Consider the following 26,794-nt stretch of genomic DNA (forward strand, 5'->3'; position numbering starts at 1 on the left):
TGTTTTTTCGACTTGCCTCGTTCAGCCTCGCTCGGCGAGGAACCTGATCGCCAGCGGATACGCGGCGACGCCGAGTCCGACGATCACTCCGGTCGCAATCGGACTCAGGTAGGAGTGGTGCCGAAACTCTTCTCGCGCATGAACGTTCGAGATGTGTACCTCGACGAGACCTGCGGTCAGTTCGGCGCATGCATCTCGCAGGACCACCGACGTGTGCGTCAAGCCACCGGCATTGAGGATCACCGGTTCCCCCGCGTCCGCCGCGTCGTGGATCCAACCGAGCAGATCGCCTTCGTGATCGCTCTGACGGACGATCACCTCGACACCGAGCTCCTTGCCTGCCGCGACGCACAATTCGATCAGATCGTCGTGTGTGGTCGCGCCGTAGACCTCGGGCTGACGCTTACCCAGACGCCCCAGATTGGGTCCGTTGACGACGTTGATCCTCACAGCAGGACCGTTCCGCCGGCCGGCCGCGCATCGCGGGCAATCGCGGAGTACGCCGCAACCAGCAGACTCGGATCCGGCCCCTCGAGGCGACCCGGCTTGGCCAGTCCGTCGAGGACCACGAAACGCAGCAGCCCGGCACGGTTCTTCTTGTCGGTCTGCATTCCCTTCATCAGATCGCCGAACGCATCACCGTCGTACGACGTCGGCAGCCCGACGAGATCGAGGATCGACTTGTGACGATCCGCGGTGGCGTCGTCGAGTCGGCCCGCGAGCCGTCCGAGTTCGGCAGCGAAGACCAGGCCGACGGAGACAGCGGCACCGTGGCGCCACTTGTAGCGCTCACGACGTTCGATCGCGTGGCCGAGGGTGTGGCCGTAGTTGAGGATTTCGCGCAGATCCGACTCGCGCAGATCCGCGGCCACGACCTTGGCCTTGACCTCTACGGAGCGCCGAATCAACTCGGGCAGAACAGTTCCCGACGGATCGAGAGCTGCCTTGGGATCGGCTTCGATGAGATCCAGGATCACCGGGTCGGCGATGAATCCGGTCTTGATGACCTCGGCCATGCCTGCAACGATCTCGTTGTGCGGCACAGTCTCGAGCGTCGCGAGATCGATGAACACCGCTCCCGGTTCGTGGAACGAACCGACGAGGTTCTTGCCCGCTTCGGTGTTGATACCGGTCTTGCCGCCCACTGCTGCGTCGACCATCGCGAGCAAGGTGGTGGGGACGTGAACTACCTTGACACCGCGCATCCACGTAGCCGCGACGAAGCCGGTGAGGTCGGTCGCCGCTCCCCCGCCCAAACTCATGATCGCGTCGCTGCGAGTCAGGCCGATCCGGCCGAGCACGTCCCAGCAGAAGCCCGCCACAGCAAGATCCTTGCCGTCCTCGGCATCGGGGATCTCGATACGGTGGGCGTCGATTCCCTTCTCCGCCAACGCAGCCCGTACGGCCTCCGCGGTCTCTGCCAGCGGCGGCTGATGGAAGATCGCGACAGTGCGCGCGCCGTCGAACTCGGCAACGAGATCACCGAGCAGGCCGCGGCCGATCACGACCGGGTAAGGACTTGCGGTCTTCACCTCTACACGTACGGGTTCGGTCACTGCTCCACTACTCCGCTCCGGTTGTTCATTTGTCTTGAAGTTTCGACACCAGTTGCCCGACGACACGCGCCGGACTTCGGCCGTCGGTCCGAATCCGAATCGTGGCCGAACGCCGGTACAGCGGACGACGACGCCTCATCAACTCCTGGTACTTGACCTTGGGATCTCCGCCGGCCAGCAGCGGGCGATGATTGTTCGCCCCCGTGCGGCGAAGCCCTTCGGCGACACTGATCTCGAGGTAGATGACCGTGTGCCCCTGGAGCAGTTCGCGCGTGCGATCGGAGAGGATCGCACCACCGCCGAGCGAGACGATTCCGTCGGTGGCCTGCAACGCTTCGCGAACCACCGATTCCTCGATTTCACGAAACCGAGGCTCTCCGTCATGGGTGAAGATCTCCGGGATCGTCCTACCCGTGGTCCGTTCGATCTCGGCGTCGGTATCGACCAATTCGAGTTCGAGTGCCTGCGCGAGACGTCGACCGATGGTCGATTTGCCGGCACCGGGCGGACCGATGAGTACAGCCTTCGGCTTCATCGATACGTGAGTCCTATCGAGGCGGTCGGGCTGCGATGCCCTCGGCGTAACGACGGTAGTTGGCAGTGGTTTCAGCAATGGAATCACCACCGAACTTTTCGAGTGCAGCCTGAGCCACGACGAGCGCGACCATCGACTCGGCGACGACGCCGGCGGCCGGAACCGCGCACACGTCGCTGCGCTGGTGGATGGCAACCGCTTCCTCGCCGCTCTCCATGTCGACCGTCGCCAGAGCGCGCGGAACCGTCGAGATCGGCTTCATCGCGGCGCGAACTCGAAGAGCCTCACCATTGGTCATGCCACCTTCGATTCCGCCTGCGCGGTTCGTGGAGCGCACGATGCCGTCCGGGCCCGGGCGGATTTCGTCGTGAGCTTCGCTGCCACGACGTCGCGCGGTCTCGAAGCCGTCACCGACCTCAACGCCCTTGATGGCCTGAATTCCCATGAGAGCAGCAGCAAGTCGTGAATCGAGACGCTCGGCGCCGCTGACGAAGGTGCCGAGTCCGACCGGCAGGCCGTGGATGACGACCTCCACGACGCCACCGAGGGTGTCGCCGTCCTTCTTCGCCGATTCGATTTCGGCGATCATCGACTCTTCTGCAGCCTTGTCGAATGCGCGGACCGGGCTCGCATCGATCGCGTCGAGATCCTTGCCCGCCGGCACGGGGCCGACGTACGGCTCGGAAGCACCGATGGAAATAACGTGTGAAACGACCTCGGCACCGAATACCTGACGCAGGAAGGACCGTGCGACGGTTCCAGCGGCTACGCGGGCCGCGGTCTCGCGAGCGCTGGCGCGCTCGAGGACGGGACGCGCGTCGTTGAAGCCGTACTTGAGCATGCCGCTGTAATCGGCGTGTCCGGGACGCGGGCGCGTCAACGGGGCATTGCGAGCCTGATCGGCGAGCAGGTCCGGGTCGACCGGGTCGGCGGACATGATGGTTTCCCACTTGGGCCACTCGGTGTTGCCGATCTCGATGGCCACGGGGCCACCGAGCGTAAATCCGTGGCGGACACCGCCGATGATGGTGACCTTGTCGGCCTCGAACTTCATCCGTGCGCCACGGCCGTAACCGAGTCGACGACGGGCAAGTTCGGACGAGATGGCCTCAGAGGTCACTTCGACCCCCGCGACCATGCCCTCGAGCATCGCGACGAGGGCGGGACCATGGGATTCTCCGGCAGTTATCCAACGCAGCACGCCGACCATCTTTCCACGTCGCAGACCTCAGTTGTCACAGTGGTCCTCCCGGTGAACACAGATGGCCCACACGCACGAGGCGTGTGGGCCATCTCAGAGGTACCTGTGGGTCTAGAACAGGCGGAATCCTCCACCGTTTGCGTTGATGTCAGCCAAACCGATGTTGATGTCCGCCGAGTTGTCGGGAGCGTGGAACGGCGGCGGAAGCGGCTCGAAGCAGTACGGCGGGTAGCCGTTGCTGATCAAGCCCACCAGGCGGTCACCGACGACGAGCGGTCCACCGGAATCACCGGGAATCGAGCACGTGTGCTCGACGATCTCACCGTAGACGGAGTCGTAACCCCAGGTGATACCGCACGTGTTGCCGGTCGAACGGCCTTCCTTGCACACGATCGTGCCCGGGGCCGGCGGGGCGCCGATTCCGTTGATCGTCGTGCCGCCGACGGTACGCAGCGGAGCTACCTTGGCGTCGTCGAGATCGATCACGGCGATGTCCGAGACCGGACTCGAGTAAGAGAACCGACCGATGGGTCCGGCCTCGGGCAGGTACTCGGCGAACACCCGGTCCCCGACAACTCCGCAGTGTCCGGCGGTGAGTGCCACGAGAGAACCGGCGTTGTCGTAGCCGACCGCGGTCAACGTGCATGCTGCAACTCGGTCAGGATCGGAGTGATCCACGTCCGGCAGCAGGATTCCTGAGCCCCCGCCCAGTGCCACCGATGAAGGTGCAGGCGCGGCGCCGGCGACGCCCGCTCCTGCAGCCACAGCCGCCAAACAGGCTGCCGCAGCGACGAAAAGCCTTGTGCGCATAGGTTCCCCCGATAATCGAGTGCGAAACGAGATTCGTTTTGTCCCATTTCCGAAACCTCAGTGAACGTCAGGATGTGGACATTCGGCAAGTCCGACTCGCCGCATACTGGGACCGCGCGCTGGCAATACCCGCATTTATGAAACCGACGGTTACGTCTTTCCTGCAGTTCACCGTCCGTCGTTGAACGGTCAATAACGCCAGACTTCTCGCGGATGTTGCACTCGTCACGTCAGCCAGGCAAACACAATCGAACCGCAGGCTGCCAGGCACATCGAGGGTCCGTGCGCAATGGGCGAATTATGGGCTACCGGCCCTTGTCTTCGCAGTTCCAGCGCGGTGCCCAGCGTTGCGGTGAGCACCGACGCAGACACCAACGACCACAGCCAGGCGTCCGCTCCCACCAATCCGGTCACGGCGCCCAGAGGAAGCGAGAGCTTCACATCGCCGACGCCCATGGAACCAGGCGACATCACGTGCGCCAGGAGGTGGATTCCGGCGAGCAGTGCCGACCCCACCACCGCCACCCACACCGTTCCCGACACCGTCGCGTAGACCATCACGACGGCGTAGCCCGGCAGCGTGAAACTGTTGGGCAGCCGACGCACAGCCAGGTCGACAGTCGAGATCGCGACGCACCACCACACCACGGCGAGACCGGAAAATAACTGCACCACCGAGGTATTCAGCGCACCGACGACAACCCAGCCTGTTGCGACGGCGCACTGCGGCACACAACAGAAAGTCACGACTGGTCGATAACCGTGTCGCCGCAACCAATTGTCGACGATCGCCCGAGCTCCGAAGCCAGCGACTACCCCCGAGCCTGCCAAGACCATCAACGTCCACATGGTTTCGAGCTTGGCGTCTGCCGTTCGCCAGCGGCAGACTACGAATCGTCTTGTGGACTACCTCGACACTGTGAACAGACCTAAGCGATAGCGGCTGCCATCGCCTCTCGCGGAGCGGGCTTGCCCGTGAACTGCTCTACCTGCCCGAAGGCCTGATTGAGCAACATCTCGAGGCCACCGATCACCGTGCCATCGGCCGCCTCGACAACCGAAGCAAGTGGCGTCGGCCAGGGGTTGTAGATCGCGTCGAGGACAAATCGCGCCTTCCCCAATTGCTGGGCAAAGGGCGCTGCCGCTTCCGCGGGAACGGTACTGACCAAGACCGAGGATTCGGCGCAGATCCCGCCTAGCCGTGCGTCGTCGAAGGCGACCAGATCAATGTCCAACCCGACAGCACCGCCGCATTCGATGGCACCGGATGCGCGCCCCGGATCACGCGCGACCACGGTGACCGTCCGAACTCCCATGTCGGCCAACGCGACCAATGCCGGCCGCGCGGTGCCGCCCGCGCCGACAACTACCGCCGAAGTGCCGCTGAGATCGCCGACACCGCCGGCGATCAACGCACCGCTGACTCCGTCGACGTCCGTGCAGTCGGCACGCCAACCGCCGTCGATGCGAACCAGGGTGTTGGCCGAGCCGATGGTCACCGCTCGCGGTGTGCGTTCGGTGGCATATTCGAGTGCTGCGATCTTGCCCGGCATCGTCACCGAGAGACCGATCCATTCGGGGCCGAGTGAGTCGACGAGGGCAGGCAACTGCTCGCCGGTGCATTCGATCCGCTCGTAGGTCCAATCGCTCAGCCCCAAAGCCGCGTACGCCGCAAGATGCAGCAACGGGGACTTCGAGTGAGCGATCGGGCTTCCGAGAACTGCCGCCTTACGTGGCGTCGCGAGCGAAGTCGCGGTACTACCGTCCACTGTCGAGAATCCCACTTTGCTGTGCCAGTTCGATGTTGGCCAAATGCTCCTCGTAGCTCTTGGTGAAGAGCGTCTGGCCTTCCTTGTTGATCGTGACGAAGTACAACCAGTCACCGGCCGCCGGCGATTCCACGGCCTTCAGCGCGTCGATGCTCGGCGAAGCGATGGGCGTTGCAGGCAGACCCGGCATTGCGTACGTGTTCCACGGCGTGACGCGCTCACGGTCGGCATCCGTGGTTGCGACCTCGGTGGTGTCGAGTGAGTAGTTGACCGTGGAGTCGAACTGCAGAGGCTGATCGACTGCGAGTCGGTTGACGATCACCCGCGCGACCTTGGCCATGTCTGCGGGCAACGCCTCACGCTCGACCAGCGACGCTGCCACCAACAACTGGTACGGAGACATTCCGACCCCGCTGCCGGCTGTCAGAATTCCCGTGGCCTCGTACTTGGCGGCGCTACCCTCGACCAACGACCGCAGGATCTCGGTGGGCGTCGCAGTGGGATCGAAATCCCAACTGCTGGCGGCGATCAGGCCTTCGAGCTGACGGTCCTTGTCCGGCACGCTCTTGACCGACGACATCGCCCATTCGGGCACGCCGAGCGAAGCCAGATCGGAAGATGCTCCCGCAGTGTTCAATTCGTCTGTCGAGACACATTTCTGAGCGGAAACCGGGCCGACACAACTCGCCTCGGAAATGAGGTTGTAGATGCCCTTCTTGAGCGAGCCGGTCTGCGCGTCCGAACTGTCGTGCAGCTGACGCCCTTCGGCGATGACAACACTGCCGACTCGGGAGTCCGGGGCAACCAAGGTGTCGAGAGCGCTCGCGGCGCTACTCTGCACCGGCACCTGGTAGAAGCCGGGTTGCACCTTCTGGATCTCAGACGGATTGGCGATCGCCGCGTTGTAGAAAGCAGCGGAACTCGCGACGACGTTCTTCGCCTCGAGCGTCGCACCGATCTCCGATGCGGTTTCTCCACTGTTGATCTGGATGACCACGGGTGCGCCGCCGGGGCCGGCAAAATCCTCCGCGGTCTTGTTGCGATCCATGTACCAGAGAGCGCCGTATGCACCGACACCGAGGACTGCGATCACCAACACCAGCAGGGCGAGAACGCCGACCTTCTTGCCACGCTTGGCGCGCTTGTTGCGCGATTCGCGTTGCTTGCGTGCCTCGGCTCGCGACATATGCGGCGGATCGATGTTCTGCGGCAGTGCACGCATGACCATGGTCTCGTCGTTGTCGAAGTCGAACGAACTGGTGGGCCGGCTTCCGCCGCCCTCATCCCACCGCGCGTTCACAGATCGCCCTCCAGTGCAGCGTCCTTCGACGACTCCCCTGGTTTCACAGCTCTACTCCGCTCGTCCAGCCAGCCTTGCAGGATTTCCACCGCCGCAGCCTGATCGATCATCGGTCGCTGGCCGCGTGCCTTGACTCCACTTTCGCGGAGATTGCGCGCAGCCGTGACGGTCGTCAGTCGTTCGTCGGACAGTCTCACCGGGATCGGTTCGACGGCCCGCTGCAGTCGTTTGGCGAATGCAGTCGCGATACCGGCGGCTTTACCTTGCTCACCGCGCAGCGTCTGTGGCAGTCCGACGATAACCTCAACGGCCTCGTATTCGGACACGATGGCGATAATGCGCCGGATATCCGGCGCGTCGGGCCCACGCTCCTTCGAGCGTGGAACCGTTTCCACCGGTGTCGCGAGGATGCCGTCGGGGTCGCTGGACGCGACGCCGATGCGAACACTGCCCACGTCGATGGCGATGCGCCGCCCGCGACCAGGGTCGTCGATGCCGGGGCGATCGGGACCCTGCTGCGTAGCCACCACCGTCAGCTGCCGCCCGCCAGCTCTCCGACTCTGTCCCGGATCGCATCGAGCGCCGCCGGGATTCCTGCGGAGTCCGAACCCGAACCCTGGGCCATGTCGGGCTTTCCGCCGCCGCGGCCACCGATCTTGGGACCGAACGACGCGACCAGCTCACCGGCCTTCACACCGAGACCTTGAGCTGCCTTGCTCGAGGCGACCACGAACGGAACCTTGCCGTCGACATCACCGAGCAGAGCTACGACGGCAGGTTCGGAGCCGAGGCGACCCTTGATGTCCGTGACGAGGCTGCGCAGGTCGTTTCCGCCGACTCCGGCGGGAGCAGGCTCGGCGATGACGAGGACACTGCCGATGCGCTTGGCCTTGGCGACGTACTCGCCTGCCGACGCCAGCACAGCCTTGGCCTTGGTCTGCTCGAGTTCCTTCTCGGCCACCTTGAGTCGCTCGACGAGCGCCTCGACGCGGGCGGGCACCTCTTCCGAAGGAACCTTCAGCGAGGAGGAGAGTCCGGCCAGGAGCGCGCGTTCCTTGGCGAGGTAGCGGTAGGAGTCCAAACCGACGTACGCCTCGACGCGTCGGATTCCGGAGCCGACCGACTGCTCACCGAGCAGCGTTACCTGACCGATCTGTGCGGAGCTTCCGACGTGAGTGCCACCGCACAGTTCCATCGAGAACGGGCCGCCGATTTCGACGACACGAACCTCGTCGCCGTAGTTCTCACCGAAGAGTGCCATCGCACCCATCGCCTTGGCCTTGTCGAGATCCGTGACAAATGTGTTGACCGCGTAGTTCGACGCCACGGCTTCGTTGGTGAGTGCCTCGATGTCCTGCTTCTGGGAGTCGGACAGCGCGCCCTGCCAGGAGAAGTCGAAGCGGAGGTAACCCGGCTTGTTGAGCGAGCCCGCCTGAACGGCGTTGGGGCCGAGCACCTGACGCAGCGCCGCGTGCACCATGTGGGTACCGGAGTGCCCCTGGGTTGCACCCTTGCGCCACTCGGCGTCGACGTGCGCGAGCACGACGTCGCCCTCGGTGATCTCGCCCTTCTGCACCGTCACCTTGTGCGTCCAGACTTTCTTGGCGATCTTCTGTACGTCGTTGACCTTGGCTTCGAGGCCCGGCGCGGTGAGCGAACCGATGTCGGCGATCTGTCCACCGGACTCTGCGTAAAGCGGGCTTCGGTCGAGGATGACCTCGACGTCCTGACCGGCCTTCGCGACCGGGACACGGACGCCGTCGACGATCAGTGCGAGGACGTGAGCCTCGGAGACGAGTTCGTCGAAACCGGTGAACTCGGTGGCGCCTCGGTCGAGCAGTTCCTTGTAGACCGTGAGGTCGGCGTGGGCGTGCTTACGAGCCTGAGCGTCGTCCTTGGCGCGCTTGCGCTGCTCGGCCATGAGCGTGCGGAAGCCGTCCTCGTCCACGGTGAGACCGGCCTCGGACGCCATCTCGAGCGTGAGGTCGATCGGGAAGCCGTAGGTGTCGTGCAGTGCAAACGCCTGATCGCCGGCGATGACCGACTTTCCGGACGACTTGACCGTCTCGGCAGCATTCTCGAACAGAGCAGAACCCGAAGCCAGCGTCTTGAGGAACGCGGTCTCCTCGCCGACGGCAACGTTCTCGATGCGCGTGAAGTCGGTTTCCAGAACCGGGTACGACGGCGCCATCGTGTCGCGGACGACGATCATGAACTCGCGCATGGTGGGCTGCTCGCTGCCGAGCAGTTTGGCCGAACGCACGATGCGACGCAGCAACCGGCGCAGGACGTAGCCGCGGCCGTAGTTGCCGGGGTTCACACCGTCGGCGATCAACATCGCTGCGGTGCGTGCGTGGTCGGCGATGACGCGGAAACGGACGTCTGAAGTGTGGTCGGTCCCGTAGACACTGCCGGTCAGTTCGGCGGCCTTGTCGATGACGGGGCGGAGAAGATCTGTCTCGTAGACGTTTTCGACGCCCTGCAGGAGGAACGCAACGCGCTCGACGCCCATGCCGGTGTCGATGTTCTTCTTCGGCAACGGTCCGAGGATCGGGTAGTCGCCCTTGTTGGTGCCCTCGCCGCGCTCGTTCTGCATGAACACGAGGTTCCAGATCTCGATGTAGCGATCCTCGTCGGCTTCGGGGCCACCCTCGACGCCGTATTCGGCGCCGCGGTCGTAGAAGATCTCCGAGCAGGGGCCGCACGGCCCGGGAATGCCCATGGACCAGTAGTTGTCCTTCATGCCGCGGCGCTGGATGCGCTCTTCGGGCACTCCTACCTCGTCGCGCCAGATCGAGAATGCTTCGTCGTCGTCGAGGTAGACGGTGGCCCACAGGCGCGTGGGATCGATGCCGTATCCGCCGTCCTCGACCGAACCTGTCAGCAACTGCCAGGCGTGGGAGATGGCTTCCTTCTTGAAGTAGTCACCGAAGGAGAAGTTGCCCGCCATCTGGAAGAAGGTGTTGTGGCGGGTGGTGATGCCGACCTCTTCGATGTCCAGGGTGCGGACGCACTTCTGCACGGACGTCGCCCGTGAGTAGGACGGCGTCTGCTGCCCGAGGAAGAACGGCACGAACGGAACCATGCCCGCGTTGACGAACAGAAGGTTCGGGTCGTCGAGAATCAGCGAGGCGCTGGGCACCTCGGTGTGGCCGGCCTTGACGAAGTGGTCGAGGAATCGCCTGCGGATCTCGTGGGTTTGCACTAACCGGTCCTTACCTTCAAGAGCGTCGAGCTATGGGTGTCCAGACTAACGCGTCGGCCGGTGGAACCTGGCAGGCGTCAGCCACGAACTATTCGGCGAAGTTTGCTCACCCGATCGGCGATCTCCCGCTCGTTGCCGTGCGCGGTGGGCTGGTAATAGTCGACACCCACCAGATCGTCCGGTGGATACTGTTGCCGCAGAACACCATCACGTGTGTCGTGCGGGTACTTGTATCCGACTGCGTTGCCCAATTGCTCGGCGCCCTTGTAGTGCCCGTCACGCAGGTGCGGCGGTACCAGTCCGGATTTTCCGGCGGCCACGTCGGCCATGGCCGCGCCGAGTGCGGCGATGACCGCACCCGATTTGGGAGCCGTCGCCAGATGAATGGTGGCCTGTGCCAGCGCCAGACGAGCCTCCGGCATACCGATCAGCTGCACTGCCTGCGCCGCGGCGGTGGCAGTCTGCAGCGCCATCGGATCAGCCATGCCGATGTCTTCGCTGGCGTGAACCACCAGACGCCGTGCGATGAAGCGAGGGTCTTCGCCCGCGGTCAGCATCCGTGCGAGGTAGTGCAGGGCGGCGTCGACGTCTGATCCACGAATGCTCTTGATGAATGCACTGATGACGTCGTAGTGCTGATCTCCGGCACGGTCGTACCGAACCGCGGCCTTGTCGACACTGGCCTCGACGGTCGCGAGGTCGAGCACCACCGGGCCCGAAGCGTCACCTGCGGTGTCCAGTGCAGCTCCGGCGGCAGCCTCGAGTGCCGTCAGGGCTCGGCGGGCGTCGCCGGCCGCCAGACGAACGAGGTGTTCCATCGCGTCGTCGTCGATCGTGATCGCTCCGCCGAACCCGCGTTCGTCGGCGACAGCGCGCTCGAGCAGTTCCTGGACATCCGCAGCGGTGAGCGATTGCAGTTGCAGGACCAACGAGCGCGACAACAGAGCGGAGACGACCGAGAACGACGGGTTCTCGGTGGTCGCGCCGACCAAGAGCACGATGCGGTTCTCGACCGCGGCGAGCAAGGCGTCCTGCTGGGTCTTGGAGAAGCGATGAACCTCGTCGATGAACAAGACGGTTTGTTCGCCGTTCAGCAGGCGGCGGCGCGCGAGTTCGATGACACCGCGGACTTCTTTGACTCCGGCGGACAGAGCCGACAGAGCCTCGAACCGGCGGCCGGTAGCACCCGAGATCAACGATGCGAGCGTGGTCTTGCCGGTGCCGGGAGGTCCGTACAGAAGTACCGATGCGGCGCCGGACCCCTCGACCATTCTGCGGAGTGGCGCGCCGGGCCCGAGTAAGTGCTGTTGACCGACAACTTCACCAAGAGTGAGCGGACGCATGCGGACAGCCAGAGGAGCTCCGGGCGGCACCGAGGACAGGGCGCGCTCGGCTACAGACACGACATCTGGTTCGTCGACGATCGCGGATTCCTCCGGGGTTGCCTCGAACAGGCCGTCTTCCGCCACCACGCCGTCTTTCGCCCCCACACTGTCTTCCGCTTGCCAATCGCTCACGAATCGACGCTACTAGAGACCACCGACGCCCGACACAATCCGCTGTTCCGCCAGCCCTCACCCAGTCGTGAATCCGCATTGGATAGCGTTGTCGCCATGAGCACCTCCGAGATCGCCACCGTCCTCGCGTGGCACGATGCACTCAACTCCCAAGACGTCGACACTCTGCTGCAGTTGTCGAGTGACGACATCGAGGTAGGCGGCCCCAAGGGCGCGAGCCAGGGACTTGCTGCCCTGCGCGAGTGGGCCACCAACGCCGGCATCACGCTCGTCCCCGGAAAGATGTACGTCCACCACGGCGTGGTCGTCGTCGAACAGACCGCAACGTGGGCGGCCGAACCGGACAAGTCCGCGACCCTGGCCTCTGCTTTCCGAGTCGTGGCCGACCAGGTGACGTCGACGTTCCGGCATCCCGATCTGGCGACAGCGCTCGCGGCGACGGACCTGTCCGAGAACGATCTGGTCTCCGACAACTGAGCGGACTCGACCGAGAAAGGGCGCTCGTGCTTCGTGCACGGGCGCCCTTCTGTGTGTGATCGGTCAGCTGAACTCGGTCCGCAGCGCCGCCACGACGTCGCGGGCGTGTGCCTCGACGGCGGCGTTGCCGGCGAGCTGAGCCGAGCGTGCGAGCCTGGCCCAGCGTCCGACCAGTGCGTCGGCGCGTGGAATCGAGAGATAATGTTCGCGGACGGCGGCGATACGCGAATGATCCTCGGGCAGGTACAGATAGGTACTGAGCCAGACCCAGATGAGTTGGGCCTCGACAATCCGGCGGCCCAATTCGGCCTCGTCGGCCAGGGCGGGCCACATCCCCACTACCTCGGCCCGCCAGGCATCGACCATCGCCGACGCCCGCTCTTCGGTCAGGTCGATGTTGCACAGGCAACCGGGGAAAGACACCAACGCGTAGGTGATGTCGAGGAGGGCATCGCGGTAGCCACCCCACTCGTAGTCGAGGAACTGCACGCCGTCGTCGTTGACGATGATGTTGTCGGGGCACAGGTCCGACGGACTGAAGGCACGGAACCGGCCACCGCTGAACAGTGTCTGCGCATGCTGAACCTGCTCGAGAATGTCCGAACTCACATCGATGCCGAGACTTTCCACCAGCATCGCGGGAACACCGGCCACGGCACGTCCCACCTGATCCGCAACTTCATCGGAGCAATGGGCAACCTCGGCTCGACGCAGCAGTGCGGTGAAGTCGTCCTCCCGGCCGACGGTCGCGGCGTGCATGCGTCCCATTGCCTGAGCCATGGCCATCAACGTGTAAGTGACGGTGTCCGGGTCGGAGTCTTCGAGTCGGACGCTGATTGCGGTGGCGTCGCCGAGATCACTCAGGATCAGGAGGCGAGCATCGAGGTCGGACGCCAACAGTTCGGCGCCGGGGCGTGCGTCCTTGGCAAGCGCGTTGGCGAACTGATACGACACCGCTTCACGAAGGAATGCGGTCTCGACGTCGAAGTCACCTTCGGACGCGGCCGGGAGCGCAATCGCTGTTTTGGTAGCTCCCTGGAAGTTGTCGCGGACCTGCTTGATCACCAAAGTTCGGGGCAGGGAGAACGGGTTCTCGGCGACACGAACGCGCAGCACGACGGTGCGGCCACTCCCCCCGAGATCTACGGGATCCACCAGGGTTACGGGTGCCCCTGTGCGGCGTGTCAGCAACTGCTCAGCAGCTGCGACGACTTCGGAAACGGGGTCTGCCAGTAATGCGGTCATCACCGACCAACTTACCCGTTAGTGACTCCGATCATGCCCAGCTCGTCCGCTCGCAGCGGAGAATTCAAGGCCTCACAGCAACAGAAATTGCCGACTACCTGCGGCGATGACAAAAGTCCCCAATCGCCACACCGGCACACAGTTCTCTCGAGAATTTTGCTGTCGGTGAGCAGAACTCCGAACCTGCGACGTCATGGAGTCTTGTCCTCGTCGACAAATCGAGAAATGCCTTTCAACGCTGCTTCGAATTCCTCGTCGGCCCGGGTTCTAAGCCAGAGAACAAGCACGCAGGCAGTGACGATCCCGAGCAGGTTGACAGCCAGTTGCAGAGACGACAACCCGGCGATCCGCCATTCTCCGTTTGCTGCCGCAACCACCGCGAAACCGGCGGCAGGAACCGTGGTGACAGAGATGAACACCCCGACCAATGCAGCGGACTTCGACGAGACGAGTGCCAGCATCCCAGCCGCACCGGCAAGAAGCGCGACGACAAACGAAATGGGCCCGACCTTGTATACGAAATCGACCTCGTGGAGTGACTCGAGACTGACGACGTCCATCCATCCGAAGAACTTCACCACGAACGTTGCGGCAAGCGTCACGCCCATCGCGATGGGGAATCCGACGGCAAGCGCGAGAATCGAACGTCGACGCAACCGTCGATCTCGCCGTACGAGTGCGACTGCCAAAGCAGCCAGCGGACCGAACTCCGGACCGACGACCATGGCGCCGACGATCGTGATCTGAGAGTCGGTGACGACGCCGATCGCGGCCAGCAGACACGCAATGGTCAGGAACGCGACGAACAATCCGTTGAGAGTCGACTCTTCGCGAGTGCGGGACAGCAATTCCTCCCACACGACGGAATCCGCGGGATCACCAGGCACGTCACGCTCGGCTTTGCGCGCCGACGCCGACAACACCGTCTCGACCGGTACGAGCGTCATTCCGCCGTCCTCGGCGACGCCGAGTTCGTTCAGGGCATCGACGACGTCGTTTGCCGCCTCACGGGCGACGTCGGCCTCCACCATGTCGCCGGCAGGATGAACCGCGACATCGCGCATCACGACGATGTGTGTCGCGCCCCGCTGCGACGCGAGCGCACCGAGAACTTGCTCGGTGCGCTCGGTCGGGCAGATCACCCGCAAATGCAGCATGGCGATCCGGTGTCGGCTCTACTTGGCTTCGCCGGTGTCGCCTTCGGACTTCTTGTCCTCCGACTTCTTCTCGGGCTTCGCGTCGATACCCGATTCCTTGCGCTGCTGAGCCGAGATCGGTGCCGGAGCATCCGTCAGCGGGTCGACGCCGCCGCCGGATTTCGGGAACGCGATGACCTCACGGATGGAATCCATGCCGGCGAGGAGCGCGGTGATGCGGTCCCAGCCGAATGCGATTCCGCCGTGCGGCGGCGCACCGAAGGCGAAGGCGTCGAGGAGGAAGCCGAACTGCTCCTGCGCCTCTTCCTCGGAGATACCCATCACCTTGAACACTCGTTCCTGAATGTCCTTGCGGTGGATACGAATACTGCCGCCGCCGATCTCGTTGCCGTTGCAGACGATGTCGTAGGCGTAGGCGAGAGCGGAATCCGGATCGGTGTCGAACGTGTCGAAGAACTCCGGCTTCGGCGACGTGAACGCGTGGTGCACGGCGGTCCACGCGGAGTGGCCGAGAGCGACGTCACCGGATGCAGTGGCGTCGGCGGTCGGCTCGAACATCGGAGCGTCGACGATCCACACGAACGCCCACGCGTCAGGATCGATGAGGTCCTTCTTGCGGGCGATCTCACCACGGGCAGCGCCGAGGAGGGCGCGCATCGGCTTCGTTGCACCAGCTGCGAAGAAGACGCAGTCTCCCGGCTGAGCTCCGACGTGAGCCGCCAGGCCCTCACGCTCGGCGTCGGTCAGGTTCTTGGCAACAGGTCCACCGAGAGTGCCGTCTTCACCGACCAACACGTACGCCAGACCCTTGGCCCCACGCTGCTTGGCCCATTCCTGCCAGGCGTCGAGTTGCTTGCGCGGCTGGCTTGCACCACCGGGCATCACGACGGCGCCGACGTACTCCGCTTGGAACACGCGGAACGTCGTGTCCTTGAAGAAGTCCATGCACTCGACGAGTTCGATGTCGAAACGCAGGTCCGGCTTGTCGCTGCCGTAACGACGCATTGCCTCGGTGTAGGTCATGCGGTCGATCGGCGTCTTGATCTCGTGGCCGACGAGCTTCCAGAGCGCCGTCAGGATTTCCTCGGCGAGCAGGATGATGTCGTCCTGGTTGACGAAAGCCATCTCGATGTCGAGCTGAGTGAACTCGGGCTGGCGATCGGCGCGGAAATCCTCGTCGCGGTAGCAACGTGCGATCTGGTAGTAGCGCTCGATGCCGCCGACCATGAGGAGCTGCTTGAACAGCTGCGGGCTCTGCGGCAGTGCGTAGAAGCTACCGGGCTGAAGGCGCGACGGCACCAGGAAGTCACGGGCACCCTCGGGCGTCGAGCGCGTGAGCGTCGGAGTCTCGACCTCGACGAACTCGTGATGCGCGAGAACGCCGCGCGCTGCAGCACTTACCTTGGAGCGCAAGCGAATTGCGGAGCCGGGGCCTTCACGACGCAGGTCGAGGTAGCGGTACTTGAGGCGCGCTTCTTCGCCGACCTGATCGTCGAGCTGGAACGGCAGCGGTGCGCTTTCGTTGAGAACCTCGAGTTCTGTGGCGTTGACCTCGATCGCTCCGGTGGGGATCTCGAAGTTCTGGTTGCCCTCTGGGCGAACCTCGACCGTTCCGGTCACGCGAACGCAGTATTCCGCGCGCAGACGGTGCGCCTGCTCGGCCACGTCACCTGCCCGGAAAACTACCTGCGCAACTCCGGATGCATCACGGAGATCGATGAAGATCACTCCGCCGTGATCACGACGCCTGGCTACCCAACCGGTGAGCGTTACGGTCTGCTCTGCCTGCTCGGGTCGCAATGAACCGGCGAGATGTGTGCGCAGCACGGGATTCCTTTCGAACTACTTCCAATAACCGACGACCGACTACTTTGCCTGCGATCCTACGGAGCGAACTGCACAGAGCGGAAACGCGGACCCGCATCGCATGCGAAGCTATCTCCAGAAGTGACGGCAAGCACTTGTTCACGACAGCAGAAAGCGGACATAGATGACCTTCAACGAGGGGGCCCGCGGCGAAGCGGGACGCGTTCAGGTTCAAGGCGGCGGGGGTGGCGGTGGCCGCGGCGGCAAAATCGCGATCGGCGGTGGCGCGGGCGGCATTATCGTTCTGATCCTGGCGCTGTTGTTCGGCGGTGACCCCGGCTCACTCCTGGGTACGTCTACCGAGACTTCGAGTTCGTCGACCGGACTGTCGTCGGTCGACGAGTGCACCGGCGCTCAGGCAAACGCCGATGTGAACTGCCGCGTCACACTGACCGTCGGAAGCCTCGACGACGTTTGGGAACAGCAGTTGGTCAAGCAGACCGGCACGGCGTACGTGCGACCCGAAGTCATTCTGTTCAGCGGTTCGGTCAACACCGGTTGCGGCCAGGCGTCTAGTGACGTCGGTCCGTTCTACTGCCCGGCCGACCAGACTGCGTACTTCGACACGAGTTTCTTCCAACTACTCGTCGACCGTTTCGGTTCCAGCGCCGGACCGCTCGCACAGGAGTACGTGGTCGCGCACGAGTTCGGACATCACATCCAGAATCAGCTCGGCGACATCGGCCGCGCGCAGGCCGACCCGCAGGGTGAGCAGTCGGGTGCGGTTCGCACCGAACTCCAGGCCGATTGCTACGCAGGCGTCTGGGCACATTTTGCGGACACGATTCCCGATCAGGCGACCGGTCAACCGTTCCTGAAGCCCTTGTCAAAAGACGACATTCGCGACGCGTTGTCCGCCGCCTCGTCGGTGGGCGACGACCGTATCCAAAAGTCCACGACCGGTCGGGTCAACCCTGAAGGTTGGACACACGGCTCCTCCGCACAGCGTCAGGCGTGGTTCATGACCGGATACCAGACCGGCCAGATTTCGTCGTGTGACACGTACTCGGCGCGGGATCTGAACAACCCGCCCGACCTCAAGCGATAGCGAATCTCCGAAACCCTCCCACCGACAATTTTTTCTGTCTTGACAGATTTTGTTGTCGGTGGGATGGTTTTCTCATGTTGGACGTAGCAGTCATCGATCGCCCCGGAGCTGCCGAGGCGTCGCTCGATCCGATTCGGCAACGGATTCTGGCCGAATTGGCGGTGCCGGGATCGGCATCCTCGCTGGCGCCCCGGATCGGGCTGACACGCCAGAAGGTGAACTACCACCTGCGCACTCTCGAAGACCACGGACTTGTCGAGCTCGTCGAGGAACGCAAGCGAGGCAACATGACCGAGCGAATCATGCAGGCCAGTGCCGCGTCGTACGTCATATCCCCTGCCGCCATGTCGGCGCTCGCCCCGGACCCGGGCCGGTTCCCCGATCAACTCTCGGCGCGCTGGCTCGTCAGTCTCGCAGCGCGGATCGTCCGAGAGGTCGGCGAACTGATCGCCGGAGCAACTGCAGCCGGAAAACCGTTGGCGTCCTTTGCCATCGACAGCGACATCACCTTTGCCACGGCGGCCGACCGTGCCGCCTTCGCCGGCGAACTCGGCGAGTCGATCAACTCACTCGTCGCCAAGTATCACGACGGCAATTCCGAAGGCGGACGCAAACACCGCCTCGTTGTCGCCCTGCATCCCAGCCTCACCACACCCCAAACCATCACAACCCAAGCGATCGACGCGCCCGAAACGGAGAAGTAGCAATGTCCGAGAAATTCGAAATCCGCCGCGAGGTGGTCGTCCCAGGAACTCCCGAGCAGATCTGGGCCGCCATCTCGGCCGAAACGGCCGGCTGGATGTTCCCCTCCCCTCTCGAGATCCCCGCCGACGGCAGCCGCCCGGACAGCCCGATCATCGCCACGTGGGAGCCACCCCGCGAACTCGCCATCCACATGCAAGGCCCCGACGGCTGGTTCAACAACCTTGAATACGTCGTCGAGGCCCGCGACGAGAGCACCGCCGTTGTCCGCTACGTCCACGCCGGAGTGTTTGCCGATGACTGGGACAACCAGTACGACGGCGCGAGCAAGCACACGGACTTCTACCTGCACAGTCTCGGCCAGTACGTGCGGTACTTCGCCGGCAGGCCCACCACCTATGTCTCGGCTGAAGGCCCGGAATCCTCTTCCGCGCCGCAAGCGATGGGAACGCTTCGCAGCGCCCTCGGAATCACCTCGGACGCCGCTGTCGGTGACTCCGCGTCGGTGGAAGTCCCCGGAATCGGAACCGTCGACGCGATTGTCGACTACATCAACGACTGGTTCATCGGCTTGCGCACCCAGGACGCATTGCTGCGGTTCTACGGCCGAAATGCTTTCGGCGGCACCGTCGACGCGGCCCATCACCTCTTCGCAGAGGGTGCTGACGGTGGATCAGCAACGGCAGCGTGGCAGGGCTGGCTCGACGGCGCGTTCGCCTGAGTCGTCACACTCCCCGCTCTGCTGACACGCGACCGTCGTCGATCGCGGTCAGCAGAGCGGCGTGATCGCGAGCATTGCGCTTGGCGTAGGCAGCCGCGAACTCCCCGATCGCGAAATCGAATTCGGTTCCGTCACCGAGATATTCGGCGATCGCTATCCGATCGGACGAGCGAGCGTGTGCGTAGGCAAGGACCCTGGCGCACAGGCGCCCGTAGAGTTCCAGCCCCTGCGGCACCATCTCTTCGATGACTGCCGACCCTTTACCGTCACGCAGTTGACGAATGTAGAAATCGTGCTCACCCTCGTCGAGCCCCGGCCCTCGTTCCCAGCCGAGAAAGATGTCGCTTGTCGCTTGCATCAAGCGTTGCCCGTTGACGACGCGTTCCCCTTCGTTCTTGAAGGTCGGACCATCGACGTAGCCGGACAATACCGAGGGTTGCGCTTCCTTGACCTGCAGGATCAACGGATCGTCGTCGTCGACGCCTTTCATGAGGATCATCCATGCGCGTGTTCCGACGCTCCCGACACCGACAACCTTCCGCGCAATGTGCGTCATCTCGAAGCTTTCGAGCAACACCCGACGGTCCCACTGCAGCGTGCTCCGATACGACCGAACGCGCTGACGTAGCAACTCCTCGATCTGCGTGAGATCGGTCCCTGCGAACAACTCGTTTGCGGGCACGATCAGCGGCGGATCACTGATGAATTGCCGCCGGCCGTCGACGATTTCGGTGAACTTGCCTGCCGCCTGCACACTGTCGCGGCGACGAGCCTTGTCCAGCGTCGCTTGTGTGCGAGCAAGCATGCGCTTCTTCAGGTCGATCTGGAGAGCCTCGAGCCCGTCCTCGGGTGCGATGTGCGAGTACCAGACTGCAAGATTTCCCAATCCTGCCTGGGTGATCATGGTTTCCCGATACTCGGCCGCGCATCCGCGAACGATCTTCTTCCGCTCCTTGCCCGAAAATCCGTTGTCCTTTGCGGCGATCACCAAACTTGCGGCCAGTCGTTTCACGTCCCATTCGAACGGTCCCGGGTACGTTTCGTCGAAGTCGTTGATGTCGAACGCGAGCTTTCGCTCGGGCGTCGCATAGATACCGAAGTTGCTCAGGTGCGCGTCGCCGCAGAGTTGGCTGGCAAGACCCGAATCCGGACTGCGTGACAAATCGTCGGCCATCACCAGAGCAGCGCCGCGGAAGAACGATAACCGCGATGCCGACATCCGCCCGTATCGGATGGGCACCAGGTCCTGTACCCGCGACTTCGCCTGCAATTCGAGCAGTGATATCGGATCACGGTCACTCTCTGCCAGATCCGCGAGCGCGGCCAATGGCGTATCTCTACGCGCCTGACGCCCGCGCGCCCGCCTTTCGTCGACCGTGAGATGCTCGGTACGCACTGCTGTCATCTGCCCGACCTTTCACTCGCAACGGCTATCGCTACGAACTCGACGCGTCGGGCGTCGTGCGGCCTCCTGATCCGCGCGCTGCGCGTACCAGGAGTTCCGGACTTGACACCAACGCCTTGCGCCACGGAAGTACCCCGTCGATCTCGATCTGAATCGACAGGCTCAGCACGGTCCGAATAAGAACGATCATGCCCAGAACTGCGGCGTCTGTCAGCGACGGCGACGACGTCACCGTCTTCACCAGATCAGCGGCGACAAGGATCTCGAGGCCGAGAAGGATGACCGCGCCCATGGTCTCGCGCAGAGTACGAAACGCCGAACTACCGTCCCGCGTTCGACTCCATGCGCGCACCGCGATCACGAATGCGAACACGAACCCGAGAACCATGGCGACAACACCGAGTACCTCGAACCATTCGGTGACCAGCTCGAAGAACCTGATTTTGTCCATGGTCATGATTCTCGAGGTAATGCACCGATAAGTCGAGGTGACACGACGGCGTCAGCTGAAGATCCGCTCGATGTCGTCGAGTCGCAGCTCGGTCGCGCGGGGAGAATAGCCCGAGCCCCACAGGCTGTCGTCGACGTAATGGACGTTCCCCGAGCGGACAGCGGGAAGACGCTCCCAGAGCGGGTTCATCGCCAACTGCGCGCGGACGTCCTGCTGGTCCTGGAATGCGCCCACGATGATCACGTCGCTGGTCACCTGATCGAGTTGCTCCGCTGTGAGTGTGCGCGTGAACTCCTCCGATGTAGCTCGTTCGCCGGGGAAACCGAGGGCGTCGAGAAGAGCGTCGACCTGGTTGTAGACGACACCGTTCTCGCCGGTGCGGAGGAGGGTCACCGACGGCAACGAACCGAGGGCGGAGAGTCGATCCTTGATTGTGAGGAGGCGGTCTTCCGTTCGCGCGTTCAATTCGGCCGCCGCGTCTTCGCGTCGGACCGCGACGCCCATCGAGGTGACCAATTTCTTCATCTCGTCCCACGTGAGGAACCCGTTGAAGCCGGCGAACACCGGCACGCCTGTGGCAGAGAGTTCGTCGTAAGACTTTGCTGCGTAAGCATTTCCGGCCGTCAGGAGCATGACGATCAGATCCGGCGACACGCCGATGATTGCTTCCTTGTTCCACGTTCCCGCCGTGCCGAGGTTCGGGATGTTCGCAGCCTCCGGCATCGTGCGCAACACCGCGTCACCGCTCACACCCTCGAGACCGAAGAAGCCGCCGACGATCTTCTCCGGCGGCACACCGAGGTCGAGCACCGTCGCCATGGCGCTGACATGGGCGATGACCATTCGCTGCGGATCCGAAGGGATCTCAACACTGCCCGTCTCGTCCTGCACCGTGACGAGACCGCCTGACTCCAAGCCATTTTCGTCACTGCTGCACGCTGCCAGCAAGGTCGCGGCCGCGGCACCGAGCCCGGCGCCGAGGAAACCCCTGCGCGTCAGCGCATCGACGATGCGTTTCCACTGCTCCTCTGTATCGAGTGCGGTGTTATCGAGTGCGGGCGCCAGGCAGATCGAGTTCGGCACAGTTCGGTCCATTCGTTCGAGCGGTCGAGAATCACCTCGATTGTGGCTATCGAACCGTCGAAACTGAACAGGATTTCGAGCCGACAACTATCGCTGTCCGGTCACACCTTCTTGACGACGCTCGACTTCAATTGCATCGGTCCGATGCCGTCGACCTTGCAGTCGATGTCGTGGTCACCAACACCCTGAACAAGGCGGATGTTGCGAACTTTCGTACCTGACTTGATGCCGGTCGGACTGCCCTTCACCTTGAGCGTCTTGACGACCGTCACCGTGTCGCCGTCCGCAAGAATGTTGCCTACGGCATCTTTCACCACACCCAGGTCCTCGCCGGCACTATCGGTCGGCGCCCACTCGTGCGTGCAGGACGGGCAGACCATCAACGCGCCCATCTCGTAGGTGTATTCGCCGGCGCATTCAGGGCAAGGGGGCAAGGTGTCTTCCACGCGGTTCATCCTATCCACCAGGCACCCGATCCCCATTTTTGCATTTCATGAGGCATTCTTGGGCGAAATATTGCATTCGATGAAACTTTGCACTCTGTGCAATTATGGATGAAATGGGAACCGAAACTCTCGGATTGCGCGAACGAAAACGAATTGCGACGAGGCAGCTGATCGAGCACACCGCCGTCGAACTCGTTCTCGACCTGGGCTATGACGAAGTGACCGTCGAGAAAATCTGCGAAGCCTGCAATCTGTCGACCCGCACGTTCTTCAACTACTTCCCCACCAAGGACGCAGCGATCGGTGGGCTCATGCTCGTCGTGCCAAGTGAGACGACCATGCTCACGCTCATCGGCGAGCACCCGGACGATCCGCTGCGCGGCGCCCTCGCGGTATTCGAGGCGGCGATGCAAATCGTCGACGAGCGACCCGATCTGCTCGCGCATCGACGCGAATTGTTCGAGCGTCATCCCACGCTGTTGCAACAACATCTGGCCACCTTCCACGATCTTGAAGACACGCTCACCCGGATCCTCACGCGGGAGTTGTCGAACAGAACCGAGTATCGCCGCCTGCACTCGGACACAGCCGCTGCCGACGAAGCCACAGCAACGGTCATCACCGCAGGCGCCGCGATGCGTTACGTCTTCCGAAAATGGCAGAACAGTGAACGGGCAAGCCCCAGAACAGATTTGCTCGATCCGGCACTACTCCTGATGGCTCGAATACTGAGGTCCGAGAGCTGATCCACACTCTCGCACCCGCCGTCACTCAACTAAGGAACTACATGTCCACTCGAGAAGCTGCGACCGTCGAGCCCGACGGCACGCATACCGACACCGAGGCCTCGCCGGACAAACGGTCGATCATCCTCGTTTTTGTCGGGCTGATGATCACGATGCTTCTGGCTTCGCTCGACCAGATGATCTTCAGTACCGCGTTGCCCACCATCGTGGGCGAATTGAACGGCGTCAACCACATGGTCTGGGTGACGACGGCATACATCCTCGCCTCGACCGTCATGATGCCGGTGTACGGAAAACTCGGTGACCTGATCGGCCGCAAGGGCCTCTTCATCGGCGCCATCAGCATTTTCATCGTCGGTTCGGTGATCGGCGGTCTGTCCCACGACATGACCACACTCATCGCTGGTCGAGCCGTGCAGGGACTCGGCGGCGGCGGATTGATCCTGCTTTCCCAGGCGATCATCGCCGACGTCGTCCCCGCCAGGCAACGCGGCCGGTACATGGGTGCGATGGGCGGGGTGTTCGCACTGGCTTCGGTTGCCGGTCCCCTACTCGGCGGCTGGTTCACCGAGGGCATCGGTTGGCGTTGGGCCTTCTGGATCAACATCCCCCTAGGCCTACTCGCCATCGCGAGCGCGATGGCATTTCTGCACCTGCGGAAGCCGAACCTCGGCAAGCCTCGCATCGACTATCTGGGCATGGTTCTCGTCGCGACGGCAGCGACGTGTCTGATCCTGTTCACTACCTGGGGCGGAAACACCTACGCCTGGGGATCGGCCGTCATCATCGGGTTGATCGTCGGCTGCGTCGTGACGGCAGTGGCTTTTGTCTTCGTCGAAAAGCGTGCCGACGAACCGGTGATTCCGATGCACCTGTTCGCTCAGCGCAACTTCGTGTTGACCACCGTCGCCGGCCTGATCATCGGAATCGCAATGTTCGGTGCGCTCGCCTACCTGCCGACCTACATCCAAATGGTGACCGGCAAGAACGCCACCGAAGCTGGATTGATGATGATTCCCATGATGGCGGGCCTGCTCGTCGCCTCCATCGGGTCCGGCCAGCTGGTCAGCAAGACCGGCCGCTACAAGATCTTCCCCATCGTCGGAACATCCATCGTCGCTGTTGCTCTGGTCCTGCTCTCACGTCTGACGCCGTCGACCTCACTGCTGGTCTTCGGTTGCTACATCGCACTCATGGGTATCGGACTCGGCCTCGTCATGCAGATCTTGATCTTGATCGTGCAGAACACCTTCCCCGCGGCCGAAGTGGGAACGGCCACCGCGTCGAACAACTTCTTCCGCCAGATCGGTGCGTCGTTGGGCAGCGCGATCGTGGGCAGCCTGTTCGCCTCGCGTCTGACCAATCTCCTGGCCGAGCGACTCCCGGCGAATGGCGGCGCGGTCGGTGGTGACGAGAACTCCTTGACCCCGGGAATCCTCTGGAAGTTGCCGAGCCAGGTTCGCGAGATCATCGTCGGTGCATACAACGACGCGCTGGCGCCGATCTTCCTGTACCTCGTCCCCTTGGTCATCGCGGCGGTTGTCCTGTTGCTCTTCGTCAAGGAGAAGCCCCTCGCGACGACGATCGATCGCTCGGCGCCCCCGCTCGAGTAATTGACTATCGTGGCGTGATGTCGCACGCACCGAATACGCCCAGACGCACTCTCGCTGTTCTGGGCGTATTCGGCGTTGTGGTGGTCGTAGTTGTCGCCGGCGCACTGTGGTGGTTCGCGCGCGGCGACGACGCTCTTGCCGGCGAGAATCTCGATTCGTTCCCGGCCGTCGACCACAGCATTCTCAGCGCTCAGCAGAGTGCGCTACTGGGCGTCCTCGAGCAGGAGTGGGAGTCAGGGAGTCCCGGCACCAAATACGCCGAGGGTGTCGAAGAATCGTGGTGTGCCGATTTCGTGAGCTGGTCGATGAACCAGATCGGCACGCCGTTCTCGAACCCCAACTCAGGGTCGTGGCGCATCCCCGGGGTGTACACGCTGCAGGAGTATTACGAGTCCGTCGACGCGTTTGTCCCCTACGGTCAGGACTACCAACCCAAGGTCGGCGACACGATCCTGTACGGCGACTCGAGCCCCTTCGGCCAACACGTCAACGTCGTTCTGGTCAACGACGCCGGCACTCTGACGACCGTCGGCGGCAACGAGAACAACAAGGTCATGCTCCATCGCATCGTCCCGTCGGAAGTCCCGGGGATCGTCGGGTTCGGCGTCATCTGAGCCCGAGCCCCACCGTCGTTGCTTGATGGTTCTTGCGAAGTGCAGAGGTGAGGCTACAGATTCGGGGTTGCCGTTGGATGGCACTTGCTTTCAACCAATATTCGGATAATTCCGTGTTTCCGTCATTGGCAGATATTGGACATCTGTGAAGAAGTTTCCCTGCCAACTAGATTCGTATCCAGCTGTCCCCCACCCAGAACAGGAATTCGATGCGCCCTGGTGAGCTCACCACTCTCGAGCAGATACAACTCATGGCCCGCGCGGCTGCTGCGCAGGCCATGAGTGCTCCGTCGATGCTCCGACTCCGGCTCGGCCGCTACCCCACTCGCACACCCGAGCTGCGCAAACGCCCACTCCCCGACACCAAGCTGTGCAGCGAAGCGCTCGATCACGCCAGAGGAACCCTCTCCCCCGCGGTCTTGAACCACAGCCTGCGCTGCTGGATCTGGGCCGACGCCTTCGCGCAGATCGATGCGATCGAGTACGACCCCGAAGATCTCTTCACTGCGTGCGCCCTTCACGATGTCGGACTGGGCGCAGAAGGATCGGCCGAGCACGGGTGTTTCACCTACATCAGTGCCGCAGACGCAGAAGAACTCGCGACCCGAGTGGGAACTTCGGAGAGGTCGGTACAGCGAATCGGCGAAGCGATCCGTCTGCACATGGATCTGACCGTCGACCGCGGCGCGGGCGCTGACGCCTATCTACTGCATGCCGCAGCGCATTTCGACGTTGCCGGTCGGCGTGCGCCCGAAATTCCGCGAGCAACTGTTGATGCAGCAATCGCGGAGTACCCGCGAACAGGGTTCACCGACGAGTTCACGCAGTCGATGAGGCGCGAGGTCCAGCTCCGTCCGCACTCTCGCGCGGCGACGCTCTGGAGATCGGGCATGGCACTGCCGCTCCGAACCAATCCCCTGGATTGGAAGAGCCGCTAGCTACGTCCAGTCCTCGAGCACCGCGGTTCGTGATCCTCCGACGTTCCCGGTATTCACCACGCCCACGGGTTCGATCAACATCACCTCCGCTTCCTCTTCGGCGATGGGACAATGCTCGACTCCGCGAGGCACAACGAACAATTCACCGGGCCCCAGCGAAACATCTCCGTCGCGCAGTTGGATTCGGATCTGCCCCTTTGTCACCAGAAACATTTCGTCGGTGTCGGTGTGGGAGTGCCAGACGAATTCACCTTTGATCTTGACGATCTTGATCTCGTAATCATTGAGGGCCGCAATCTTCTTGGGCGACCAGTGCTCGGTGAACTGACCGAACTTCTCGCGGAGCGATACCGCTGTTGCCGAACTGTTCATGTTGTTCCTCCCTCGGG

27 protein-coding genes are annotated in these 26,794 nt (G+C 63.2%); 8 read left to right on the forward strand and 19 right to left on the reverse strand.

What is annotated here, in order from left to right; genetic code table 11:
- Positions 1-21: 21 nt before the first annotated feature.
- From aroQ to ACYP01_RS22690, 11 genes are all read right to left on the reverse strand, one after another.
- Entirely contained in the window at positions 22-450 is a 429-nt protein-coding gene (gene aroQ, locus ACYP01_RS22640) for a type II 3-dehydroquinate dehydratase (protein ID WP_003944916.1), read from the reverse strand.
- Positions 447-1,556, reverse strand: a complete 1,110-nt coding sequence (aroB, locus tag ACYP01_RS22645; RefSeq protein WP_003944873.1) for a 3-dehydroquinate synthase — start codon at positions 1,554-1,556, stop codon at positions 447-449. Before aroB ends, aroQ begins: the two co-directional genes overlap by 4 nt.
- Positions 1,557-1,581: 25 nt before the next feature.
- Positions 1,582-2,091, reverse strand: coding sequence for a shikimate kinase (locus ACYP01_RS22650; protein WP_030536425.1), 510 nt, complete (start codon positions 2,089-2,091; stop codon positions 1,582-1,584).
- A 13-nt stretch (positions 2,092-2,104) separates the two neighbouring features.
- Positions 2,105-3,292 (reverse strand): chorismate synthase, encoded by a 1,188-nt coding sequence (aroC, locus tag ACYP01_RS22655; RefSeq protein WP_063316721.1) that lies wholly within the window; start codon positions 3,290-3,292, stop codon positions 2,105-2,107.
- Between the two features lie 111 nt (positions 3,293-3,403).
- Positions 3,404-4,102, reverse strand: a complete 699-nt coding sequence (locus ACYP01_RS22660) for a S1 family peptidase (protein ID WP_007728030.1) — start codon at positions 4,100-4,102, stop codon at positions 3,404-3,406.
- A gap of 225 nt (positions 4,103-4,327) precedes the next feature.
- On the reverse strand, positions 4,328-4,849 hold the full coding sequence (locus tag ACYP01_RS22665; RefSeq protein ID WP_257216610.1) for a prepilin peptidase: 522 nt from the start codon (positions 4,847-4,849) through the stop codon (positions 4,328-4,330).
- Positions 4,850-5,031: 182 nt separating this feature from the next.
- Positions 5,032-5,871 carry a shikimate dehydrogenase gene (locus ACYP01_RS22670; RefSeq protein ID WP_003944839.1) on the reverse strand — a complete coding sequence of 280 codons (840 nt, stop codon included), beginning with the start codon at positions 5,869-5,871 and terminating at the stop codon, positions 5,032-5,034.
- A complete protein-coding gene (gene mltG, locus ACYP01_RS22675) occupies positions 5,861-7,171 on the reverse strand; it encodes an endolytic transglycosylase MltG (protein ID WP_459682551.1) in 1,311 nt (436 codons plus the stop codon). Before mltG ends, ACYP01_RS22670 begins: the two co-directional genes overlap by 11 nt.
- Positions 7,168-7,701: a Holliday junction resolvase RuvX gene (ruvX, locus tag ACYP01_RS22680; protein ID WP_003944838.1), complete on the reverse strand. Its 534-nt coding sequence runs from the start codon at positions 7,699-7,701 to the stop codon at positions 7,168-7,170. The genes mltG and ruvX overlap by 4 nt, the downstream gene beginning before the upstream one ends.
- 2 nt (positions 7,702-7,703) lie before the next feature.
- Positions 7,704-10,376: an alanine--tRNA ligase gene (gene alaS, locus ACYP01_RS22685; RefSeq protein ID WP_019748361.1), complete on the reverse strand. Its 2,673-nt coding sequence runs from the start codon at positions 10,374-10,376 to the stop codon at positions 7,704-7,706.
- Positions 10,377-10,453: 77 nt separating this feature from the next.
- Complete coding sequence (locus ACYP01_RS22690; RefSeq protein WP_003944982.1) at positions 10,454-11,866, reverse strand: replication-associated recombination protein A; 1,413 nt, start codon at positions 11,864-11,866, stop codon at positions 10,454-10,456.
- 123 nt (positions 11,867-11,989) lie between these two features.
- Here ACYP01_RS22690 and ACYP01_RS22695 point away from each other — a divergent pair, with 123 nt between their 5' ends.
- Positions 11,990-12,370: a nuclear transport factor 2 family protein gene (locus ACYP01_RS22695; RefSeq protein WP_003944973.1), complete on the forward strand. Its 381-nt coding sequence runs from the start codon at positions 11,990-11,992 to the stop codon at positions 12,368-12,370.
- Positions 12,371-12,433: 63 nt separating this feature from the next.
- On the opposite strand, the gene ACYP01_RS22700 is transcribed toward ACYP01_RS22695, so the two are convergent.
- The 3 genes from ACYP01_RS22700 to aspS all read right to left on the reverse strand — a co-directional run bounded on the left by ACYP01_RS22700 (position 12,434) and on the right by aspS (position 16,599).
- Positions 12,434-13,615: a protein kinase family protein gene (locus tag ACYP01_RS22700; RefSeq protein ID WP_047270379.1), complete on the reverse strand. Its 1,182-nt coding sequence runs from the start codon at positions 13,613-13,615 to the stop codon at positions 12,434-12,436.
- 191 nt (positions 13,616-13,806) lie between these two features.
- Positions 13,807-14,772, reverse strand: a complete 966-nt coding sequence (locus ACYP01_RS22705) for a DUF389 domain-containing protein (RefSeq protein WP_042448764.1) — start codon at positions 14,770-14,772, stop codon at positions 13,807-13,809.
- An 18-nt stretch (positions 14,773-14,790) separates the two neighbouring features.
- The gene (aspS, locus tag ACYP01_RS22710) at positions 14,791-16,599 is read right to left on the reverse strand and encodes an aspartate--tRNA ligase (protein ID WP_003944808.1); all 1,809 of its coding nucleotides are present in this window, start codon (positions 16,597-16,599) and stop codon (positions 14,791-14,793) included.
- A 163-nt stretch (positions 16,600-16,762) separates the two neighbouring features.
- Here aspS and ypfJ point away from each other — a divergent pair, with 163 nt between their 5' ends.
- The 3 genes from ypfJ (at position 16,763) to ACYP01_RS22725 (ending at position 19,109) form a co-directional block, all read left to right on the forward strand.
- Complete coding sequence (gene ypfJ, locus ACYP01_RS22715) at positions 16,763-17,686, forward strand: KPN_02809 family neutral zinc metallopeptidase (protein ID WP_003945028.1); 924 nt, start codon at positions 16,763-16,765, stop codon at positions 17,684-17,686.
- A gap of 74 nt (positions 17,687-17,760) precedes the next feature.
- Positions 17,761-18,390 carry an ArsR/SmtB family transcription factor gene (locus ACYP01_RS22720; protein ID WP_007728048.1) on the forward strand — a complete coding sequence of 210 codons (630 nt, stop codon included), beginning with the start codon at positions 17,761-17,763 and terminating at the stop codon, positions 18,388-18,390.
- 2 nt (positions 18,391-18,392) lie between these two features.
- Positions 18,393-19,109 (forward strand): SRPBCC family protein, encoded by a 717-nt coding sequence (locus ACYP01_RS22725; protein WP_459682556.1) that lies wholly within the window; start codon positions 18,393-18,395, stop codon positions 19,107-19,109.
- Between the two features lie 4 nt (positions 19,110-19,113).
- Here ACYP01_RS22725 and ACYP01_RS22730 read toward each other — a convergent pair whose 3' ends face one another.
- From ACYP01_RS22730 to ACYP01_RS22745, 4 genes are all read right to left on the reverse strand, one after another.
- Positions 19,114-20,514, reverse strand: a complete 1,401-nt coding sequence (locus ACYP01_RS22730; RefSeq protein WP_459682558.1) for a DUF2252 domain-containing protein — start codon at positions 20,512-20,514, stop codon at positions 19,114-19,116.
- Positions 20,515-20,545: 31 nt separating this feature from the next.
- Positions 20,546-20,965, reverse strand: coding sequence for a DUF1622 domain-containing protein (locus tag ACYP01_RS22735; RefSeq protein ID WP_081558809.1), 420 nt, complete (start codon positions 20,963-20,965; stop codon positions 20,546-20,548).
- A 51-nt stretch (positions 20,966-21,016) separates the two neighbouring features.
- Positions 21,017-22,048 carry an ABC transporter substrate-binding protein gene (locus ACYP01_RS22740; RefSeq protein WP_232330039.1) on the reverse strand — a complete coding sequence of 344 codons (1,032 nt, stop codon included), beginning with the start codon at positions 22,046-22,048 and terminating at the stop codon, positions 21,017-21,019.
- 101 nt (positions 22,049-22,149) lie between these two features.
- The gene (locus ACYP01_RS22745) at positions 22,150-22,494 is read right to left on the reverse strand and encodes a zinc ribbon domain-containing protein YjdM (RefSeq protein ID WP_064688469.1); all 345 of its coding nucleotides are present in this window, start codon (positions 22,492-22,494) and stop codon (positions 22,150-22,152) included.
- Between the two features lie 113 nt (positions 22,495-22,607).
- On the opposite strand from ACYP01_RS22745, the gene ACYP01_RS22750 reads away from it, so the two are divergent.
- From ACYP01_RS22750 to ACYP01_RS22765, 4 genes are all read left to right on the forward strand, one after another.
- Positions 22,608-23,240 carry a TetR/AcrR family transcriptional regulator gene (locus ACYP01_RS22750; protein ID WP_003944787.1) on the forward strand — a complete coding sequence of 211 codons (633 nt, stop codon included), beginning with the start codon at positions 22,608-22,610 and terminating at the stop codon, positions 23,238-23,240.
- Between the two features lie 41 nt (positions 23,241-23,281).
- The gene (locus tag ACYP01_RS22755) at positions 23,282-24,853 is read left to right on the forward strand and encodes an MDR family MFS transporter (protein WP_003944867.1); all 1,572 of its coding nucleotides are present in this window, start codon (positions 23,282-23,284) and stop codon (positions 24,851-24,853) included.
- A 14-nt stretch (positions 24,854-24,867) separates the two neighbouring features.
- Positions 24,868-25,467: a CHAP domain-containing protein gene (locus ACYP01_RS22760; RefSeq protein WP_030536433.1), complete on the forward strand. Its 600-nt coding sequence runs from the start codon at positions 24,868-24,870 to the stop codon at positions 25,465-25,467.
- A gap of 209 nt (positions 25,468-25,676) precedes the next feature.
- Positions 25,677-26,405, forward strand: a complete 729-nt coding sequence (locus ACYP01_RS22765; protein WP_050656334.1) for an HD domain-containing protein — start codon at positions 25,677-25,679, stop codon at positions 26,403-26,405.
- Here ACYP01_RS22765 and ACYP01_RS22770 read toward each other — a convergent pair whose 3' ends face one another.
- Positions 26,406-26,777: a cupin domain-containing protein gene (locus tag ACYP01_RS22770; RefSeq protein WP_030536435.1), complete on the reverse strand. Its 372-nt coding sequence runs from the start codon at positions 26,775-26,777 to the stop codon at positions 26,406-26,408.
- Between the last annotated feature and the right edge of the window lie 17 nt (positions 26,778-26,794).

This window comes from Rhodococcus sp. no. 34 (assembly GCF_054589475.1).

Coding starts and splice junctions, on each gene's coding strand:
- ACYP01_RS22650 (WP_030536425.1), bottom strand. CDS start 2,091: ATGAAGCCGAAGGCTGTACTCATCGGTCCGCCCGGTGCCGGCAAATCG.
- ACYP01_RS22770 (WP_030536435.1), bottom strand. CDS start 26,777: ATGAACAGTTCGGCAACAGCGGTATCGCTCCGCGAGAAGTTCGGTCAG.
- ACYP01_RS22765 (WP_050656334.1), top strand. CDS start 25,677: ATGCGCCCTGGTGAGCTCACCACTCTCGAGCAGATACAACTCATGGCC.
- ACYP01_RS22695 (WP_003944973.1), top strand. CDS start 11,990: ATGAGCACCTCCGAGATCGCCACCGTCCTCGCGTGGCACGATGCACTC.
- ACYP01_RS22735 (WP_081558809.1), bottom strand. CDS start 20,965: ATGGACAAAATCAGGTTCTTCGAGCTGGTCACCGAATGGTTCGAGGTA.
- ACYP01_RS22750 (WP_003944787.1), top strand. CDS start 22,608: ATGGGAACCGAAACTCTCGGATTGCGCGAACGAAAACGAATTGCGACG.
- ACYP01_RS22730 (WP_459682558.1), bottom strand. CDS start 20,514: ATGACAGCAGTGCGTACCGAGCATCTCACGGTCGACGAAAGGCGGGCG.
- ACYP01_RS22705 (WP_042448764.1), bottom strand. CDS start 14,772: ATGCTGCATTTGCGGGTGATCTGCCCGACCGAGCGCACCGAGCAAGTT.
- ypfJ (WP_003945028.1), top strand. CDS start 16,763: ATGACCTTCAACGAGGGGGCCCGCGGCGAAGCGGGACGCGTTCAGGTT.
- ACYP01_RS22700 (WP_047270379.1), bottom strand. CDS start 13,615: ATGACCGCATTACTGGCAGACCCCGTTTCCGAAGTCGTCGCAGCTGCT.
- ACYP01_RS22755 (WP_003944867.1), top strand. CDS start 23,282: ATGTCCACTCGAGAAGCTGCGACCGTCGAGCCCGACGGCACGCATACC.
- ACYP01_RS22720 (WP_007728048.1), top strand. CDS start 17,761: ATGTTGGACGTAGCAGTCATCGATCGCCCCGGAGCTGCCGAGGCGTCG.
- ACYP01_RS22725 (WP_459682556.1), top strand. CDS start 18,393: ATGTCCGAGAAATTCGAAATCCGCCGCGAGGTGGTCGTCCCAGGAACT.
- ACYP01_RS22660 (WP_007728030.1), bottom strand. CDS start 4,102: ATGCGCACAAGGCTTTTCGTCGCTGCGGCAGCCTGTTTGGCGGCTGTG.